The organism is Jejuibacter sp. L23 (genome assembly GCF_050815825.1).
Lineage (GTDB): Bacteria > Pseudomonadota > Gammaproteobacteria > Enterobacterales > Enterobacteriaceae > Jejubacter > Jejubacter calystegiae.
Map to the genome: position 1 here is coordinate 3,830,122 of NZ_CP138199.1, position 18,126 is coordinate 3,848,247.

An 18,126-nucleotide genomic window follows, 5' to 3' on the forward strand; every position below is an offset into this window, starting at 1 on the left:
AGATGGCCGCTTCTGGTAACTCTTTCTTCTCTTCTATCAGGCTGTGCGCGCTAACGCAACCGGCTGAATACGCTCATCGCCATGATAAATTCGCGCGTTCTGCAAACCGACGAACAGGCGATCGCCGCGTCTGAGGGGCTGCTCATCCTGCATCACCACCGTCAGCGGCTCGCGGCTCCAGCCTTCGGGCTGCACCACCAGCTGCATATAGTGGCCGCGGGGGCTTACCTCTACTACCTGCACCGGCAGCGGCGAATCCAGACTGGTGCGACGGCTGACGTCGACCTCCCAGGGACGCAGGAACAGATCCACCTCGCCCTGCCAGCTCGGAGTGAAACCCAGCGACCAGCGGTGAGCGCCAACGTGGAACTGACCGCCGCGCAGGGTACCGCTCAGGCGATTGACCTCGCCCAGAAACTCCAGCACGAAACGGGTCGCCGGTTCACGCCATACCAACTCCGGCGCATCGGCCTGTTCGATGTTGCCCTGGCTCATCACCACCACCCGATCGGCCACTTCCATCGCCTCTTCCTGGTCGTGGGTCACGAAGACGCTGGTAAATTTCAGCTCTTCATGCAATTCACGCAGCCAACGACGCAGCTCTTTACGTACCTGAGCATCCAGCGCGCCAAAGGGTTCATCCAGCAGCAAAATCTGCGGCTCCACCGCCAGCGCTCGGGCCAGCGCAACGCGCTGCTTCTGACCTCCGGAAAGCTGAGCCGGAAAGCGGTCCGCCAGATGGGCCAACTGCACCATCTCCAGCAGTTTGGTGACCTTCTGACGAATAGTCGCGGCATCCGGCCGCTGACGACGCGGCAGCACCGTCAGACCGAAGGCAATATTGTCGAATACCGTCATATGACGGAACAGCGCGTAATGCTGAAACACAAAGCCTACCCGACGATCCCGGGCATGCAGACGGCTGACGTCGGTGCCGTGGAAGCGAATACGTCCGCTGCTCTGGCTTTCGAGCCCGGCGATAATACGTAGCAGCGTGGTCTTTCCGGAACCAGAAGGCCCCAGCAACGCCACCATCTGGCCGGAAGGAATGTCCAGTGAGATATCGTTCAGCACCCGGGTACGGCCAAATGATTTTTTGATTGTGTCGATCTCAATGCTCATTGTTGTCCCTCCTGTTGCTGGCGTTTGTGCTGATTATTCAGGCGCCACTGCAACGTACTCTTTAAAAACAGGGTAATAATCGCCATCAGGGCCAGCAGGGCCGCGGCGGTAAAGGAGCCGACCGTGTTGTAGTCCTGCTCCAGCAGTTCTATCTGCAATGGCAGCGACAGCGTCTCTCCGCGTATCGAGCCGGAAACTACCGACACCGCGCCAAACTCGCCAATGGCGCGGGCGTTGGTCAACACCACGCCATACAGCAGCGCCCAGCGGATATTGGGCAGCGTTACCCGGCGGAACATCTGCCAGCCGGATGCCCCCAGTAGGATAGCGGCTTCATCTTCATTGCTGCCCTGACTCATCATCACCGGCACCAGTTCACGTACCACGAAGGGGCAAGTCACAAAGATGGTGACCAGCACCATGCCGGGCCAGGAGAACATAATCTGCAGGCCGTGGGCATCCAGCCAGGATCCCACCGGGCCGTTAATACCGTAAAACAGCAGATAGACCAGGCCTGCCACCACCGGCGATACCGCGAAGGGAATATCCAGCAGGGTCAACAGCAGTTGGCGACCGGGAAAAGTAAAGCGCGTCACCAACCAGGCCAGCAGCGTACCGAACACCAGGTTAACCGGCACCGTGATCAGCGCGATCAGCACCGTCAGCCAGATGGCGTGCAGCATGTCAGGGTCCGCCAGATTATTCAGCGCCGGCATCACCCCTTTGGCAAAGGCCTGGGTGAAGATGTAGATCATCGGCACTACCAGCAGCAGGAATGAAAACAGCGCGCCAATACCAATCAGCAGCCATTTCACCCAGTCCACCCGTGGACGATCGTAAAGTTGGGTTACCTCAGACATCAGTGCCCCCCTACCCGTTTACCAAAGCGGCTCTGCAGCGTGTTGATGCTAAACAACAGCAACAGCGACGCCCCCAGAATCACCGACGCCACGGCGCTGGCTGCCGGATAGTCAAACTCCTGCAACCGAACAAAAATCATCAGCGAAGTCACTTCGGTCTTCCAGGCGATATTCCCAGCGATGAAGATCACCGCACCGAACTCCCCCAGGCTACGGGTAAAAGAGAGCGCCACGCCGGCCATCAGCGCTGGAGAAAGTTCCGGCAGCACCACCCGGCGAAAGCTCTGAAAGCGGGTCGCTCCCAGGGTCTGAGCCGCTTCTTCGTATTCCGGCCCCAGCTCTTCCAGTACCGGCTGAACGGTACGCACCACAAAGGGTACGCTGGTAAAGGCCATCGCCACCGCAATACCGAGCCAGGTGTAGGTCACCTTAATGCCCATCTCGCCCAGCCATTCGCCGTACAGGCCGTTGGTCGAAAAGAGCGACGCCAGGGTCAGGCCCGCCACGGCCGTCGGCAGCGCGAACGGCAGGTCCATCAACCCGTCCAGCAGGCTACGACCGGGGAACTGATAGCGAGTCAGAATCCAGGCCATCAGCATGCCGAAAACGCCGTTAAACACCGACGCCACGGCGGCAGAGAGCAGGGTCACCTTATAGGCGGCCACCACCTGTGGATTGGTAACCACTTCCCAGTATTGATCCAGGGTCATCTGGGACAACTGCATCACCAGCGCGCTCAGCGGCAGCAGCAGAATCAGGCAGACGAACAGCAGACTGGTGCCCAGGCTCAGGGTAAAGCCTGGCAATACCCGCTTTGACGAAGCGGCAAACATCAGTTACGCCCCGCCGCCAGCAGTTGGTCCAGTTCGCCACCGCTAGCGAAATGGGTTTTCATCGCTTCACTCCAGCCACCAAACAGATCTTCCACCCGGAACAGCTCGGTTTCCGGAAAGCGATCCTTCAACTGTCCCATCAGTTGCGGGTTGTTCACCCGATAATAAAAATCGGTAATGATCTTCTGGGCCGGTGGGCTGTACAGGTAATTCAGGTATGCCTTCGCCGCTTTTTCAGTACCGCGAGCTTTCACGTTTTTATCCAGCCAGGCCACCGGGAATTCCGCCAGGATGTTGACCTTCGGCACCACGACCTCAAACTGCTGGTCCGGGTACTGGTTGCGGATATTGTTCACTTCGGATTCAAAGCTAATCAACACATCACCCAGTCCGCGCTCCACGAAGCTGGTGGTGGCGCCGCGACCGCCGGTATCGAAGACTTCAACGTTCTTCAGGAAGCGGGTCATAAACTGTTCGGTTTTCGCCTTATCGCCGCCGTCTGCCTTCTGAGCTGCCCCCCAGGCAGCCAGGTATGTGTAACGCGCATTGCCCGAGGTTTTCGGGTTCGGGAAGATAAGCTTAACGTCGCTGCGCCCCAGATCCTGCCAGCTGTGGATATTCTTCGGGTTTCCCTTGCGCACCAGAAACGCCATGGTGGAGTAAAACGGCGAGCTATGATTCGCCAGACGGCCCTGCCAGTCGGCGGGGAGCAGGCGTCCACGATCGTGCAGGATCTGCACATCGGTCACCTGGTTATAAGTTACAACGTCGGCTTTTAAGCCCTGCAGAATCGCCAGCGCCTGCTTCGAGGATCCGGCGTGGGACTGTTTGATGGTCAGGCGATCGCCGTTGTTTTCACTGGCCCACTGTTTGGCAAACGGCGGGTTCAGCGCGGCAAATAGTTCACGCGAAACGTCGTAGGAGCTGTTGAGCAGCTCGGTCGCCTGCGCCTGGCCCGCCAGCAACAGCAGCGAAACCGCCAGCGCGCGTCCTGATGTTTTTAATGACTTAACGGACATTCTCCCACCCTAATATCTGAATCCAGCAGCTATCACGCCGATACTTCAATGGATATCAGTGTATTTATAACGGGAGGCAAAGCTGTAACGCTTTTATATACCGTTTGGTGATTTACAAGCGCAAAACAATATAAGAAGGCGGCGCGACCGGAAAGCCGCGCCAGAGTTGACTCACAGGGCCAGGAGACGGTCCAGGGAGGGGGCGAAGTAGTAGCCGCCAGTCACGGGTTTGGTAAAGCGCAGAATGGCGTCGCGCTTGCCGTCGGCTTCACCGAACATGCTCAGTAGCTGCTGCTCGATGTTGTGCAACCGCGCGCAATAGGCAATGAAATACAGGCCATGGGGACCGCTGGCGGTACCATAAGGCAGGCTCTGGCGAATAATCTTCAGGCTCTTGCCGTCTTCTTCCAGGTCCACGCGGGTCAGGTGCGAAGTGACCGGACGCTCTTCCGGTTCAATCTCTTCATTCGCCGCTTTGGTACGACCAAAAATCATCTCCTGATCGGGCACGCTGATGCGGTCGAGCTGCTTCAGGTTGTGCTCCCAGCGCTGGGCGAGCACGTAGCTGCCGCCATCGTCCACGCCGCCGTTGATGATGCCATACTCGCGACGCAGCTCTTCACCGGCCGGGTTTTCGGTGCCATCCACAAAACCGCTGAGGTCGCGTTCTTCCACCCAGCGGAAGCCGTGGGTTTCCTCTTCCACCTTCAGCGCATCGCCGAAGGCCGCCAGCGCGGCCTGGGCAGCGCTGAAGTTAACGTCATGACGCCAGGAAAGGATGTGGATCAGCACATCACGCTGGGTGGCCGGGGCCAGTCCCTTACTGAGCGGGGTAAAGTTTTTCAGCTCCGGCGCGCCAACGCCGCCGCTCAGATCGCGCCACAGATCGTGTCCAAAGGCCACCACCGCGCCGAGGCGGGCATCCGGCCACTGGGCGCGCAGCGCTTCCAGACGTGCATGAAAATCCTGACATCCCTGCTTCAGCGCAGCGAAATCCCCCTGAAAACTCGCTTCCAGCCAGATAGCGGCGCGACAGTGTTCCGGCAAAATACCGGTCTGCACCCGGGACATAACTCCTCCTGAAAATAAACTCAACGACAGCGCGTTAATTATTATGCGGGCTTATACCACCCGTCCTGTGATGAAATCAGCGCCGGATAAACGCGGCGCGACAGGGCTATATAGTATCGCGGCTTAACGCTGCCAGACGATTTTTTTCAACGTCCATTCTTTCAGCGTGTCGTCAGAAGGCATCAGCCCTTCCGGTCCGCGCCAGGTACCGCCGAACAGATAGCTCAGGTGCTGGCTGTTCGGCGCCTTGCAGACCACCAGTTCAGCATCGTCGCCGCTGCCTTTGGTGCAGGCGCCGTAAGCCTTGCTATACAGGTCGCTAAAGGGCGTTCCAGGCTTCACGTCGCCGTCAGCGGTGGCGATATCCTCGTCCATCACCTCGATTTTCCCGACCTGGCCGCCATCGCCGCTGATAATCAGCGCCACTTTGTCGTCCTTCAGGGCTTCGTAATAGCTCATCACCCGCCCGTTGGTCATCCTCATCCCGCTGCGCAACCGGTAATCCCCGTTCAGACCGTCGGCAAGAGCCTCTTCGTTAAGCGGCGTGGCGGCGCTGATGCCCCCTACGCCGTTATCACTGACGCTGATAGAGGAACCAAACCAGTTCCAGGGCGCCATCTTCGACCAGTGAACCTCAGACAGGGTCGAGCAACCGCTCGTCATCAGTACCAGCCCCCCGATCAGTAATGCTCGCAGTTTGTTCATTCTCATTCCCGAACTTGTTGTATGACGCACTATTGGAGTGCGGCATCAGGTAAAAGTGCCATCCTGCTCAAAACAGGCACGCAGGCGGTGGCTGACCAGAAGCCACCAGAGCGCCAGCAGATCGACGATAAGCAACGCCAGCGCGGTCACGGTTTCCGCCTCTCCCTGTGCCAGCATCCACAGTTGCCAGAGTGAAAGGGCTAATTGTGCCACGATAAGCACCCACCGCCATCCCCGCCACAGTCGCACAAACCGGTGACGGCGTCCGCTAAGCAGAAACGCCAGGGCTGCGGGGATCCCCGCCAGCAGGCCGAGCCAAAAGGCGGTACGGTCCGGATAGAACAGTGCGAGCAGCGTCTCCCCCTGCTGGCGTGAGGCTCCTGCCAACACCAACAGTACCCAGGTACGGGCCTGTAGCACCAGCACCACCCAAAATAGCGGCGGCAGTCTTAACCAGCCCTGGCTATTATAATCAGATGCTTCCCACATATGCCTTAAGCTTTAGATAAGATGGAAGCGGTAAATTATGGCATTGTGAAAGCCGTACGCACATATGCGTAACACGAATAAGGAGATTAAGATGAAAAAAAGCGTTCTGGCTCTGCTGTTCGCCGCTGCCACTCTGACCACAACCTCTGCAATGGCTCAGAATGGCGGTTTTTCCGGTCCGGATACTCAGTCGACCCAGCGTCAGGGGGGGTTTGTTGGTCCTAACGTTTCCAATACCACGGTGGAAAAGGCGAAAGGTCTGCGCGACGATAGCTGGGTGGTGTTGGAAGGCAGTATCGTACGTAAAGTCGGCAAGGAACTGTATGAATTCCGCGACGCCAGCGGCTCAGTCAATGTCGATATCGACGACGACGTCTGGGGCGGTCTGACGGTGACCCCGAAAGATAAAGTCCGTATCGAAGGTGAAGTGGATAAAGACTGGAACTCGGTCGAAATCGACGTTAAGAGAATCACCAAACCGTAATCGATTATTGCGCCCCGTTGAGCCACGGGGCGCGCTTCAGCTTCATTTAGTACTCTTCATCTTCTATCAGACGTCGCCCAAGATTAATCACATCCTGCTGTTCATACCCCAGACGCTCATACATTCCAATGACCACGTCATTATCTTCGCGCACCTGAATGTTGATTTTGGGGCAGCCCCTGGCAATCAGCTTTTTCTCAAGACGGCTGAGCAGCGCATTGGCGATACCGCGACCGCGGAATTCCGGATGCACCCCCAGATAGTATGCCGACCCCCGGTGGCCGTCGTATCCACCCATTAACGAGCCGACAATCTCTCCGCCCACTTCGGCGACCAGGAACAGATCCGGGTCATGATTCATTTTACGTTCGATATCCATTTCAGGATCATTCCAGGGGCGCAGCAGCTCGCAGCGTTCCCAGAGCGTAATTATCTCTTCGAAATCATCCTGGCGAAAAATGCGTATCTCCATGAGTAGCCCCGCGTTTTTACCCTGAAAAGGCTGATTATGGCTTCAATAGAAGAAATAGCCAATATCCTGGCCTCACAACATCGCTATCGGTGGCATAATAGCGACTGTCATTGATTGAAATGAAAAGTAAAACATTTGTTATCAGCCGCTGGCGTTTCACAAGTTACGATAGGATATAACAACACCCCGCCCCAGGGGCGTGGCTAAAGTAACAATAATGGAGCCTTCAGGCTTCAAGGGACATCACAAAGACAAAACAACAAGGCCGTATGAGTAAAATAAAGACGCTGCAACCCATTGCATCACGCCGCCAGTTTTTATTAACCGGTCTGGCTGCACTGACCTTTGCCGGACTCAATAGCGCGTACGCCCGGGAAGAGAGTAAGGCATTAAAGACCCAGAACGGGCACAGTACCCCCAGCCGTAAATCCGGCGGTCGCCGGGTGATCGTACTGGATCCCGGCCATGGCGGTATCGATAGCGGCGCGCTCGGGAGCAACGGCTCCATGGAGAAGCACGTAGTACTGGCCATCGCCAAAAACGTGCGTACCATTCTGCGCCAGAAGGGCTACGATGCCCGTCTGACCCGCACTACCGACGAATTTATTCCGCTCTATGACCGGGTGGAGATCGCCCACAAGCACGGCGCCGATCTCTTTATGTCGATCCACGCGGACGGCTTTACCAACCCTTCGGTTTCCGGCGCATCGGTCTTTGCGCTCTCTAACCGCGGCGCCAGTAGCGCTATGGCCAAATACCTTTCCGAGCGTGAAAACGCCGCCGATGACGTGGCGGGCAGCAAGGCCAAAAATCGCGACCACTACCTGCAGCAGGTGCTGTTCGATCTGGTTCAGACCGATACCATCAGCAACAGTCTGACCCTGGGATCTCATGTGCTTAAGCAAATTCGCGCGGTTCACCGCCTGCACAGTAAGAGCACTGAACAGGCCGCCTTTGTGGTGCTAAAATCACCTTCTATACCGTCGGTACTGGTGGAGACCTCATTTATCACCAACCCTGCAGAAGAGCGCCTGTTAGGCACCACCGCATTTCGTCAGAAAATCGCCCATGCCATCGCGGGCGGCGTGGTGAACTACTTTAACTGGTTCGATAACCACAAGGCTCACTCTAAACGCAAAGCAGCATCATGAAACCCGATATTCAAAAAGTAAAAACCTGCCTGCTGGAACTGCAGGACAGCATCTGTCATGAGCTTGCCAGCCGTGATGACAGCCGCTTTCGCGAAGATAACTGGCAGCGCCCGGGCGGCGGCGGCGGTCGTACTCGGGTACTGAATGGCGAGCTATTCGAACAGGCAGGGGTTAACTTTTCTCACGTCCACGGCGACCAGATGCCGGCTTCCGCCACAGCGCACCGCCCCGAGCTGGCAGGCCGCAGTTTCGAGGCGATGGGGGTTTCGCTGGTGGTACATCCGCGCAATCCTTACGTTCCCACCAGCCATGCCAACGTGCGGTTCTTTATGGCTGAAAAGCCAGGGACCGAACCGGTGTGGTGGTTTGGCGGCGGTTTCGATCTCACCCCCTATTACGGCTTTGAGGAAGATGCCCGCCACTGGCACCGCACCGCGCGCGATCTCTGCCAGCCGTTCGGCGAAGAGCTCTACCCGCGCTACAAGAAGTGGTGCGATGAATATTTCTGGCTGAAACACCGGGATGAACAACGCGGTATTGGCGGTCTGTTCTATGACGATCTGAACACCCCGGACTTCGACCACTGCTTCGACTTCACTCGCGCCGTCGGCCAGGGGTATCTGGACGCGTACCTGCCGATTGTCGACAAGCGTCGCGCCATGCCCTGGGGCGAGCGCGAGCGCGAATTTCAGCTGTGGCGCCGCGGGCGCTACGTGGAGTTTAATCTGGTCTGGGATCGCGGCACGCTGTTTGGTCTGCAGACCGGCGGGCGCACCGAATCGATACTGATGTCGATGCCGCCGCTGGTGCGCTGGCAGTATGATCACCAGCCCGAGCCTGGCAGCCCGGAGGCGGAGTTAAGCGACTTCCTGAAAGTGCGGGACTGGGTTTAACCTGAAACAACGGCCACCGAAGTGGCCGTTTTTGATGGCCGCTATTCGTTACAGCGGGTTGGTCTGGGCTTCAACCACCGCCAGCGCTACCATATTCACGATACGACGTACCGAAGCGATAGAGGTCAGCACGTGAACCGGTTTGGCGACGCCCATCAGCACCGGTCCTACCGTCACCCCTTCCGAACTGGAAACGCGCAGCAGGTTGTAGCTGATACGCGCCGCTTCCATATTCGGCATAATCAGGATGTTAGCCGAGCCTTTCAGCGGGCTGTCCGGCATACGATCGTTACGGATGTTCTCCATCAGCGCCGCATCACCGTGCATTTCACCGTCGATCATCAGATCCGGCGCTCGCTCGCGCACCAGCTCCAGGGTCTGGCGCATCTTACGAGCCGCCGGAGCATCCGAAGAGCCGTAGTTGGAGTGCGACAGCAGCGCCACCTTAGGTTCAATCCCGAAGCGACGCACGGTTTCCGCCGCCATCAGGGTGATTTCCGACAGCTGTTCCGGCGTCGGATCGTCGTTCACATAGGTATCGGCAATAAAGGTGTTGCCGCTCGGCAGCATCAGCGCGTTCATCGCCCCGGCCGCACTCACCCCTTCGCGATAGCCAAACAGTTTCTCCACCACCGAGAAGTGCTCGTGATATTCACCAATCGTACCGCAGATCAGCGCGTCGGCCTCTCCACGATGCACCATGATGGCACCAATGGCGGTAGTGTTACTCAGGATCGCCCGCTGGGCCTGCTCCTGAGTCACACCGCGGCGCTTCATGATCTCGTAATACTCACTCCAGTAAGATTTGTAGCGCGGATCGGATTCGTTGTTAACGATCTCGAAATCACGACCCGGCTCGATCTGCAGACCCAGTTTCTTGATGCGCATTTCGATCACGCTCGGACGACCGATCAGGATAGGCTTCGCCAGCCCCAGCGAGATTAGCTCCTGGGTGGCGTGCAGCACGCGGTTGTCTTCGCCTTCCGCCAGTACCACTCGCTTGGGATCCTTACGCGCCTGGGAGAAGATCGGCTTCATAAACAGGTTGGTCTTATAAACAAACTCGGTCAGCTTATCCTTATAGGCTTCGAAGTCGCTGATGGGCCGCGTCGCCACGCCGGAATCCATGGCCGCTTTCGCGACGGCCGGCGCGATCTTAACGATCAGGCGCGGATCGAACGGTTTGGGGATCAGATATTCCGGCCCGAAGGAAAGCTCCTGATCGTCATAGGCGGAAGCGACCACTTCGCTCTGTTCGGCGTGGGCCAGTTCGGCAATGGCGTGTACCGCCGCCAGCTTCATCTCTTCGTTAATGGCAGTCGCGCCCACGTCCAGCGCGCCACGGAAGATAAACGGGAAGCAGAGAACGTTGTTAACCTGGTTGGGGAAGTCGGAACGGCCGGTGCAGATAATGGCGTCCGGACGCACTTCTTTCGCCAGCGGCGGCATGATTTCCGGCTCCGGGTTAGCCAGCGCCAGAATCAGCGGCGAGTCGGCCATCTTCTTGACCATCTCCTGAGTCAGCACTTTCGGGCCGGAGCAGCCCAGGAAGATATCGGCGCCTTCAATCGCCTCACCCAGGGTACGCTGGCCGTTGTCATCGACGGCGTAGGCAGCCTTGGTTTCAGCCATGTTCTCTTCACGGCCCTTATAGATAACGCCTTTGGAGTCGCACACCACGATATTGTGCTTCTGCATACCCAGCGCCACCAGCAGGTTCATACAGGCAATGGCTGACGCGCCCGCGCCAGAAACCACCAGCCGCACATCGGAAATGTTCTTCTTCACCACCCGCAGGCCGTTCAGCACCGCGGCAGTACAGATGATGGCGGTACCGTGCTGGTCGTCGTGGAAGACCGGAATATTCATGCGCTCGCGCAGCTTCTTCTCAATGTAGAAGCACTCGGGCGCCTTAATGTCTTCCAGGTTGATCCCGCCGAAGGTCGGCTCCAGCGCCGCCACCACGTCGATAAGCTTATCGGAATCCGTTTCGTCAACTTCGATGTCGAACACATCGATGCCGGCAAACTTCTTGAACAGCACGCCCTTCCCTTCCATAACGGGTTTACCAGCCAGTGCGCCGATATTTCCCAGCCCCAGCACCGCAGTACCGTTAGAGACCACGGCCACCAGGTTGCCGCGCGCCGTGTATCTGTGGGCCGCGAGGGGATCGGCGGCAATCTCAAGGCAAGGTACCGCCACGCCCGGGGAGTAGGCCAGCGCCAGGTCGCGCTGGGTTGCCAGCGGCTTGGTCGGCGAAACCTGAATTTTGCCCGGCACAGGGAACTCGTGGAAATCGAGGGCACTTTGCTTTAACTGTTCGTCCATTTTTTGTTCCTATCTTTTTCGCTAAGGAAGATGTCAGGGATATGGCGCCATCTGGCACCGGTAGAGTATCGCGCCGAGCCGCCACGCAAACTTTGAACAGAGCCAAAGTATCAGCATCACGGGTCTCGAAATGTTATTTAGTTTTAACCGTTATGTTACATATCCTGCAAAGCATTACCACACCTCTCTGCTATCCTTTTTCTGTTATGCCACAAGGTATTTTCTATAACCAGGGAGTTTCAAATGAACCAGCTAGACGCCGTCAAACAGTTCACCACCGTGGTTGCCGACAGCGGCGATATTGAATCCATTCGCCACTATCAACCCCAGGATGCTACGACCAACCCATCCCTGCTGCTTAAGGCCGCGGCGCTGGAGCAGTACCAGCATCTGATTAACGATGCCATTGAATGGGGCAAAAAGCAGGGGAACACCCATGAAGAGCAGGTCATGAATGCCTGCGACAAGCTGGCGGTTAACTTTGGCGTAGAAATTCTTAAAAGCGTTCCAGGCCGGGTTTCTACCGAAGTGGATGCCCGCCTCTCTTTCAACCAGGAGAAAAGCATTGCCAAAGCGCGCCGTCTGGTGGAGCTGTATCAGCAACAGGGGATCGACAAATCACGCATCCTGATCAAACTCGCCGCCACCTGGGAGGGGATTCGCGCCGCAGAGCTGCTGGAAAAAGAGGGCATCAACTGTAACCTCACCCTGCTGTTCTCTTTCGCTCAGGCCAGAGCCTGCGCCGAAGCGGGCGTCTTTTTGATCTCGCCGTTCGTGGGCCGTATTTACGACTGGTACCAGGCGCGTCAGCCCCTGAATCCCTACGTGGTGGATGAGGACCCCGGCGTGAAGTCGGTGCGCAATATCTACGCCTGGTATAAGCAGCATAATTTCGGGACCATCGTGATGGGCGCCAGCTTCCGCCGTACCGAACAGATTCTGGCGCTGGTGGGCTGCGACCGCCTGACCATCTCTCCGTCCCTGCTCCAGCAGTTACAGGAAAGCGAAGAACCGGCGCCCCGCAAGCTGGTCCCCAATTCACAGGGCTTTAAACGCCCAACGCCGCTTAACGAGGCGGAATTCCGCTGGGAACACAACGAAGATCCCATGGCGGTGGACAAACTAGCCGAAGGCATTCGGCTGTTCGCCATCGATCAACGCAAGCTGGAGGATCTCCTCTCCTCCAGATTCTAACTGCCTTCCCTGGAGTGAATAATGAACCGACAACAACTTGCCAACGCTATCCGCGCCCTGAGTATGGATGCCGTACAGAAGGCTAATTCGGGGCATCCCGGCGCGCCTATGGGGATGGCGGATATTGCCGAAGTGTTATGGAACGACTTCCTGAAACATAATCCCGCCAACCCGCTGTGGCCGGATCGCGACCGCTTTGTGCTCTCAAACGGGCACGCCTCGATGCTGCTCTACAGCCTGTTGCACCTGAGCGGCTACGATCTGCCGCTGGATGAGCTGAAAAACTTTCGCCAGCTCCACTCCCGAACCCCCGGTCACCCCGAATCCGGGCTGACGCCCGGCGTTGAAACCACCACCGGCCCACTGGGCCAGGGGCTGGCCAACGCCGTGGGGATGGCGATTGCCGAACGCACCCTGGCGGCACAGTTTAACCAGCCGGGCCACGAGGTCGTCGACCACTATACCTGGGTATTTATGGGCGACGGCTGTCTGATGGAGGGGATCTCCCACGAAGCCTGTTCACTGGCCGGAACCCTTGGGCTGGGTAAGCTGATTGGTTTTTACGACTGCAACGGCATCTCTATCGATGGCGAAACCAAAGGCTGGTTTACCGACGACACTGCCAGACGCTTCGAAGCCTATCACTGGCACGTGGTCCATGAGATTGACGGCCACGATCCGGAAGCTATCCGTCGTGCGATTCAGGAAGCCCAGCGGGTGAAGGACAAGCCTTCGCTGATTATCTGCCGCACCATCATCGGTTTCGGCTCCCCCAATAAGGCCGGTAAGGAAGAGGCGCACGGCGCGGCGCTGGGTGAAGAGGAGGTGGCGCTGGCCCGCAAACAGCTGGGCTGGACATATCCCCCCTTCTCGATTCCCGATGATATCTACCAGGCGTGGAATGCCAGAGCGCGCGGTGAGCGTGCCGAAGCCGAATGGGAGAGCCGGCTGGCGCAATGGAGCGAAGCCAATCCGCAGCAGGGGCGAGAGTTTATGCGTCGGATGCGCGGCGAACTACCGGAAGACTGGGCGGCCCTGAGCCAGGGGGCTATCCATCAGTTGCAGGCCAACCCGGCGAAAATAGCCAGCCGTAAGGCATCGCAGAACTGCCTGAACGCCTTCGGCCCGTCGCTGCCGGAGCTGATGGGCGGCTCGGCAGACCTGGCCCCCAGTAACCTGACCATCTGGTCCGGCTCTCGCTCGCTCAAAGAGGATATCGCCGGAAACTACATCCACTACGGGGTGCGCGAATTCGCCATGACCGCCATCGGCAACGGTATCGCCCTGCACGGCGGCTTTCTGCCCTACAGCGCCACCTTCCTGACCTTCGTGGAATATGCCCGTAATGCGGCACGCATGGCGGCGTTAATGAAGGCCCACCAGATTATGGTCTATACCCATGACTCCATTGGTCTGGGGGAAGACGGACCAACTCACCAGGCGGTAGAGCAGCTCGCCAGCCTGCGCCTGACCCCAAACTTCAGCACCTGGCGCCCCTGCGATCAGGTCGAAACCGCAGTCGCCTGGAAAGCGGCCATTGAACACCGCACCGGCCCCACGGCGCTGATTCTGTCGCGTCAGGGGCTGCCGCAGATGGATCGCACACCGCTACAGCTCGACGCGGTGGCCCGCGGCGGCTACGTACTGAAAGAGAGTCAGAGGGAAACCGAACTGATTCTGATCGCCACCGGCTCGGAAGTGGCGGTAACGATGCAGGCGGCAGAGCGCCTTGAACAGGAAGGCGTGGGCGTACGGGTAGTGTCATTGCCTTCCACCGACACCTTCGACGCCCAGGATGACGACTGGCGCGAGTCGGTACTGCCCGCCCGTATCGGCGCCCGGGTGGCAGTCGAAGCGGGTATTGCCGATTACTGGCGGAAATATGTCGGCCTGCACGGTGATGTGGTCGGTATGACCAGTTACGGCGAGTCAGCTCCGGCGGAGCAGCTTTTCCCGTTCTTCGGCTTCACCGTCGACAATATCGTGGACAAAGCGCGCCAGACCCTGGCGCGGCAGTCGCGTTAACCAGAGCATGGACCCAGGGAAGGGTCCGCGTTAATCCATCATGCCCAGCAGTTGCAGATGCTGTAACAGGATAACCGTCTTACCGTCGCGAATCTCGCCGCTGCGCACCATCGCCAGCGCTTTCTCAAACGGAAGTTCCAGCACATCTATATCTTCATCATCGACGCCGCCGCCAGCGTTAACCCGCGCGGCCTCGCTATATTCGGCCATAAAGAAGTGAATCAGTTCGGTCACACCGCCGGGCGACATATAGAGTTCGAACAGCTTCGTCACCTCTCCCACTTCAAAGCCGGTCTCTTCTATTGCCTCTTTACGGGCACAGGCTTCAGGCGCGTCGGCGTCCAGCAGCCCGGCACAGCTTTCAATAAGCATACCGTCGGCGTTACCGTTAACCCAGGTCGCTACCCGAAACTGACGCGTCAACACCACGCTGCGTCGCTCCCGATTATAGAGCAGGATGGTGGCGCCATTGCCCCGATCGTAAACCTCCCGCTTGTGGCGCACCACCTCGCCGCTCCCACGAGTCAGGTTATAGGTGATATTGCGCAGTACGAAGTAGTTTTCCGACAGGATCTTATCTTTAATTACGTCTATTTTTAGCGATGACATAGTTGCTCCAACGACTTACGGCTCGCCCCTATACTACGTGGTGAGGCAAAATTTGTCGCGGCTCACAAAAAAGCCGCCCGGTCAGGGGCGGCTGAGACTGATGACAAACCCGGGTCGAACCTGTTCGGCCAGAATCACCAGAAAAATAAACAAGGAAAATCAATTCATTGATTTTCGTCTGATAATCACAAAAAGGGAAAAAACCACGTTTTTTCCCTCTTTGTCATCAACCTGAGCCGCCCGGTCGGGGCGGCTTCAGGGTCAGGATTAAAATCCGTTCTTAATACCGTGCATCTCTGGCAACTTATGGGCAATACCCTTATGGCAGTCGATACAGGTCTGCCCCTCTTTCACCGCCCGATCGTGCATCTTCGCCGCCACCGTCTTCTGGGCGGTAAAGTCCATATAGTCGAAGTTATGACAGTTACGGCACTCCTGGGAGTTGTTGTTTTTCATTCGCCGCCACTCGTTCTGAGCCATGGCCAGACGATGATCCTCAAACTTCTGTGGGGTATCGATAATCCCGAAGACTTTGGCATACAGCTCTTTACTGGCCTGGATTTTACGCACCATCTTCGGGCCCCACTCGTGGGGAACGTGACAGTCCGGGCAGGTGGCGCGTACGCCGCTGCGGTTGTTGTAGTGTACCGTCTCCATATACTCCTGGTAGACGGTATTACGCATCTCGTGGCAGCTGATACAGAACTCTTCGCGGTTGGACATCTCCATACCGGTATTGAAACCGCCCCAGAAGATAATACCGACACCGAAGCCAACCAGCAGTAAAGTGCCGAGCGCCAGACGGCTCGGACGGCGCCACCAGCGCCACAGACGGCGAATTACGCCCGGTTTTTTTTGCTCTTCCATCATTCGCCTCTACTTTCCAAAGCCCTGGGAAGGCGTAAAGGTGTTTTCCACAATCGGCGGCGCATCGGTCTGCGGTACGTGGCACTGCAGGCAGAAGTAACGGCGCGGCGCCACGCCGGAAAGCACCTTACCGTCGCTATCCATAAAGTGGGTGGGACTGATGCGCGGCGCGCCGGTGGTGCGGTAGTGTTCTACACCGTGGCACTGCAGGCAGCGGTTGGTATTGGTCGTCACCTGATAACCGTCCACGCTGTGCGGAATCATCGGCGGCTGGTTCACATAGTTCAGTGCCATACGCTCCTGTTGTTTGGGCATACGAATCGCCCCTTCCGGGGTCGCCGAGACTTCCGGCGACTGGCTCAGATCCACCGATCCCTCCGCCAGCGCCATGCCACTCATCATTAACATCAGCGCCGCCGCCAGGGTGCGCAGTACTCCTTTTTTACGGACAGGGCTATTCATCTTTTGCTCCCGAACTCCATCGAATTGTTATTTTGAAAACCTCTTCGGCGCAGACATCGACGCAGCGCCCACAGGTCATGCAGTCACGGCCAGCGATCCGGGCCGGACTTTGCTTATCCAGTACCGGCGCCCGCAGTACCTGCGGCTCCGGACAAACGTGAAAACAGTCCATACAGCGGGTGCATCGTTCGCGCCCGGCTGCGGTTACGCCCAGTGCACCGGCGCCGCCGGTCAGGCCATAGAAGGCCCCCAGCGGGCAGAGGTGGCCGCACCAGCCGTGTTCAACCACCAGAAGATCAAACAGAAACAGGGCGAGCAGCAGGAAGATCCCGGCGCCAAAGCCGAAGATCAGGCCGCGTCCGGCAATCGACACCGGATTCACCCACTCCCACAGCAGACTGCCGGTAAGCAGGCTTCCTGCCAGCACCAGCGCCAGAATCAGATAGCGCAGCCAGCGCGGCAACGATGCCGAAGCGGTGATCCCCAGCCGCCGACGCAGCCAGGCGGCCAGATCGGTCAGCGGATTCACCGGGCAGACCCAGCTACAGAACAGACGTCTGCCCGCCAGGGCGTAAAATCCCCCGACGATCAGCGCGCCGCTCAGGGCCAGGGTCGCAGGCAGATGGCCGCTCGCCAGGCTTTGTAGCACCATCAGCGGATCGCTGAGCGGCACCGTATCCAGCAGCAGGCTACTGCTGTAGTTGCCATGCAGAATCCAGACGCCGCTCCAACTGCCGCACAAAAACAGCGCCAGCACCATCACCTGACACAGACGCCGCAGCAACAGCCAGCGGTAGCTACGCCACCACCCTTTTACCGCCAGCGCATCGCGACCGGCTTCCTGCTTACGATTTGCCATCGGCGCCCTCCAGCCAGCTAAAGCGGTAGTGATGCCCCAGCTCGCCTTTCGCCAGTTCCCGGGGCAGCACCTTAATCGCCGCCTGTTCCAGCACGCAGGCCTGTTCGCACTTGCCGCAGCCGGTACAGTCACTGCTGTGCACCGTAGGCAGGAAGCGGGCGTGTTTACCGGTGCGGCTATTACTCTCAGGCGTGAGGGTGATCGCCTTATCGATAGCCGGACAAACCCGGTAGCAGACATCGCAGCGCAGCCCCTGGAAGTTCAGGCAATTTTCCTGATCCAGCAGTACCGCCAGCCCCATACGGGCCGCGTCGATAGAGGGCAATCCGCTATCCAGCGCCCCGCTCGGGCAGACCACCGCACAGGGGATCTCCTCGCACATTTCGCAAGGGATCTCCCGGGCCACAAAGTACGGCGTGCCCGCCGCCTCGCCCGAAGCCAGAGTCGCCAGCTTCAGGGTCTGGTAAGGGCAGGCCTGTACGCACTGACCACAGCGAACGCAGGCCCGGGAAAAGGCTGGTTCCGGTAACGCGCCGGGGGGCCGCAGCCGGACACCGCTGGCGCGACTACTTTCGGTACGAATACCCAGCAGAACCAGCACCGCCGACAGACCGCAGGCGGCACGCGTCACATCGCGCAAAAAGCGACGACGGGCGGGACCGGGCGCGTCCGTTCTGGCCATG

At 58.4% G+C, this 18,126-nt stretch carries 18 protein-coding genes and 1 pseudogene; 5 read left to right on the forward strand and 14 right to left on the reverse strand.

The window, feature by feature from the left end; translation table 11 throughout:
- Positions 1-36: 36 nt before the first annotated feature.
- From cysA to SCU88_RS18320, 7 genes and pseudogenes are all read right to left on the reverse strand, one after another.
- Entirely contained in the window at positions 37-1,122 is a 1,086-nt protein-coding gene (cysA, locus tag SCU88_RS18290; protein ID WP_175341936.1) for a sulfate/thiosulfate ABC transporter ATP-binding protein CysA, read from the reverse strand.
- Positions 1,112-1,982: pseudogene (cysW, locus tag SCU88_RS18295) on the reverse strand (sulfate/thiosulfate ABC transporter permease CysW). The gene cysA and the pseudogene cysW overlap by 11 nt, the downstream one beginning before the upstream one ends.
- Entirely contained in the window at positions 1,982-2,815 is an 834-nt protein-coding gene (gene cysT / locus SCU88_RS18300) for a sulfate/thiosulfate ABC transporter permease CysT (RefSeq protein ID WP_138098805.1), read from the reverse strand. Before cysT ends, cysW begins: the two are co-directional and overlap by 1 nt.
- Positions 2,815-3,834 (reverse strand): thiosulfate ABC transporter substrate-binding protein CysP, encoded by a 1,020-nt coding sequence (locus SCU88_RS18305; protein ID WP_175341938.1) that lies wholly within the window; start codon positions 3,832-3,834, stop codon positions 2,815-2,817. The genes cysT and SCU88_RS18305 overlap by 1 nt, the downstream gene beginning before the upstream one ends.
- Before the next feature lie 171 nt (positions 3,835-4,005).
- Positions 4,006-4,905, reverse strand: coding sequence for a Dyp-type peroxidase (locus SCU88_RS18310; protein ID WP_138098809.1), 900 nt, complete (start codon positions 4,903-4,905; stop codon positions 4,006-4,008).
- Between the two features lie 123 nt (positions 4,906-5,028).
- Complete coding sequence (locus SCU88_RS18315) at positions 5,029-5,610, reverse strand: RpoE-regulated lipoprotein (RefSeq protein ID WP_138098811.1); 582 nt, start codon at positions 5,608-5,610, stop codon at positions 5,029-5,031.
- 45 nt (positions 5,611-5,655) lie between these two features.
- Complete coding sequence (locus SCU88_RS18320; RefSeq protein WP_175341939.1) at positions 5,656-6,099, reverse strand: DUF2919 family protein; 444 nt, start codon at positions 6,097-6,099, stop codon at positions 5,656-5,658.
- 91 nt (positions 6,100-6,190) lie between these two features.
- Between SCU88_RS18320 and SCU88_RS18325 the strand changes: the two genes are divergently transcribed.
- Entirely contained in the window at positions 6,191-6,583 is a 393-nt protein-coding gene (locus SCU88_RS18325) for a YgiW/YdeI family stress tolerance OB fold protein (protein ID WP_175341940.1), read from the forward strand.
- A gap of 46 nt (positions 6,584-6,629) precedes the next feature.
- Here SCU88_RS18325 and SCU88_RS18330 read toward each other — a convergent pair whose 3' ends face one another.
- Complete coding sequence (locus SCU88_RS18330) at positions 6,630-7,055, reverse strand: GNAT family acetyltransferase (RefSeq protein WP_175341941.1); 426 nt, start codon at positions 7,053-7,055, stop codon at positions 6,630-6,632.
- A gap of 269 nt (positions 7,056-7,324) precedes the next feature.
- On the opposite strand from SCU88_RS18330, the gene amiA reads away from it, so the two are divergent.
- Both amiA and hemF read left to right on the forward strand, forming a co-directional pair.
- Positions 7,325-8,206, forward strand: coding sequence for an N-acetylmuramoyl-L-alanine amidase AmiA (gene amiA, locus SCU88_RS18335; RefSeq protein WP_138098818.1), 882 nt, complete (start codon positions 7,325-7,327; stop codon positions 8,204-8,206).
- The gene (hemF, locus tag SCU88_RS18340; protein WP_175341942.1) at positions 8,203-9,099 is read left to right on the forward strand and encodes an oxygen-dependent coproporphyrinogen oxidase; all 897 of its coding nucleotides are present in this window, start codon (positions 8,203-8,205) and stop codon (positions 9,097-9,099) included. The genes amiA and hemF overlap by 4 nt, the downstream gene beginning before the upstream one ends.
- A gap of 48 nt (positions 9,100-9,147) precedes the next feature.
- On the opposite strand, the gene maeB is transcribed toward hemF, so the two are convergent.
- Entirely contained in the window at positions 9,148-11,427 is a 2,280-nt protein-coding gene (gene maeB / locus SCU88_RS18345) for an NADP-dependent oxaloacetate-decarboxylating malate dehydrogenase (RefSeq protein ID WP_138098829.1), read from the reverse strand.
- A gap of 243 nt (positions 11,428-11,670) precedes the next feature.
- On the opposite strand from maeB, the gene tal reads away from it, so the two are divergent.
- Both tal and tkt read left to right on the forward strand, forming a co-directional pair.
- Entirely contained in the window at positions 11,671-12,621 is a 951-nt protein-coding gene (gene tal, locus SCU88_RS18350; protein WP_175341943.1) for a transaldolase, read from the forward strand.
- A 21-nt stretch (positions 12,622-12,642) separates the two neighbouring features.
- Positions 12,643-14,646 carry a transketolase gene (gene tkt, locus SCU88_RS18355; protein ID WP_175341944.1) on the forward strand — a complete coding sequence of 668 codons (2,004 nt, stop codon included), beginning with the start codon at positions 12,643-12,645 and terminating at the stop codon, positions 14,644-14,646.
- 30 nt (positions 14,647-14,676) lie between these two features.
- Here the strand turns inward: tkt and nudK are convergent, their stop codons facing one another.
- The 5 genes from nudK to napG form a co-directional block, all read right to left on the reverse strand.
- The gene (gene nudK, locus SCU88_RS18360; RefSeq protein ID WP_175341945.1) at positions 14,677-15,255 is read right to left on the reverse strand and encodes a GDP-mannose pyrophosphatase NudK; all 579 of its coding nucleotides are present in this window, start codon (positions 15,253-15,255) and stop codon (positions 14,677-14,679) included.
- Between the two features lie 267 nt (positions 15,256-15,522).
- A complete protein-coding gene (napC, locus tag SCU88_RS18365) occupies positions 15,523-16,125 on the reverse strand; it encodes a cytochrome c-type protein NapC (RefSeq protein WP_175341946.1) in 603 nt (200 codons plus the stop codon).
- 6 nt (positions 16,126-16,131) lie between these two features.
- Positions 16,132-16,584 carry a nitrate reductase cytochrome c-type subunit gene (napB, locus tag SCU88_RS18370; protein ID WP_138098835.1) on the reverse strand — a complete coding sequence of 151 codons (453 nt, stop codon included), beginning with the start codon at positions 16,582-16,584 and terminating at the stop codon, positions 16,132-16,134.
- Positions 16,577-17,443 (reverse strand): quinol dehydrogenase ferredoxin subunit NapH, encoded by an 867-nt coding sequence (gene napH, locus SCU88_RS18375; RefSeq protein ID WP_175341947.1) that lies wholly within the window; start codon positions 17,441-17,443, stop codon positions 16,577-16,579. Before napH ends, napB begins: the two co-directional genes overlap by 8 nt.
- Positions 17,430-18,125 carry a ferredoxin-type protein NapG gene (gene napG, locus SCU88_RS18380; RefSeq protein WP_138098837.1) on the reverse strand — a complete coding sequence of 232 codons (696 nt, stop codon included), beginning with the start codon at positions 18,123-18,125 and terminating at the stop codon, positions 17,430-17,432. Before napG ends, napH begins: the two co-directional genes overlap by 14 nt.
- Between the last annotated feature and the right edge of the window lies 1 nt (position 18,126).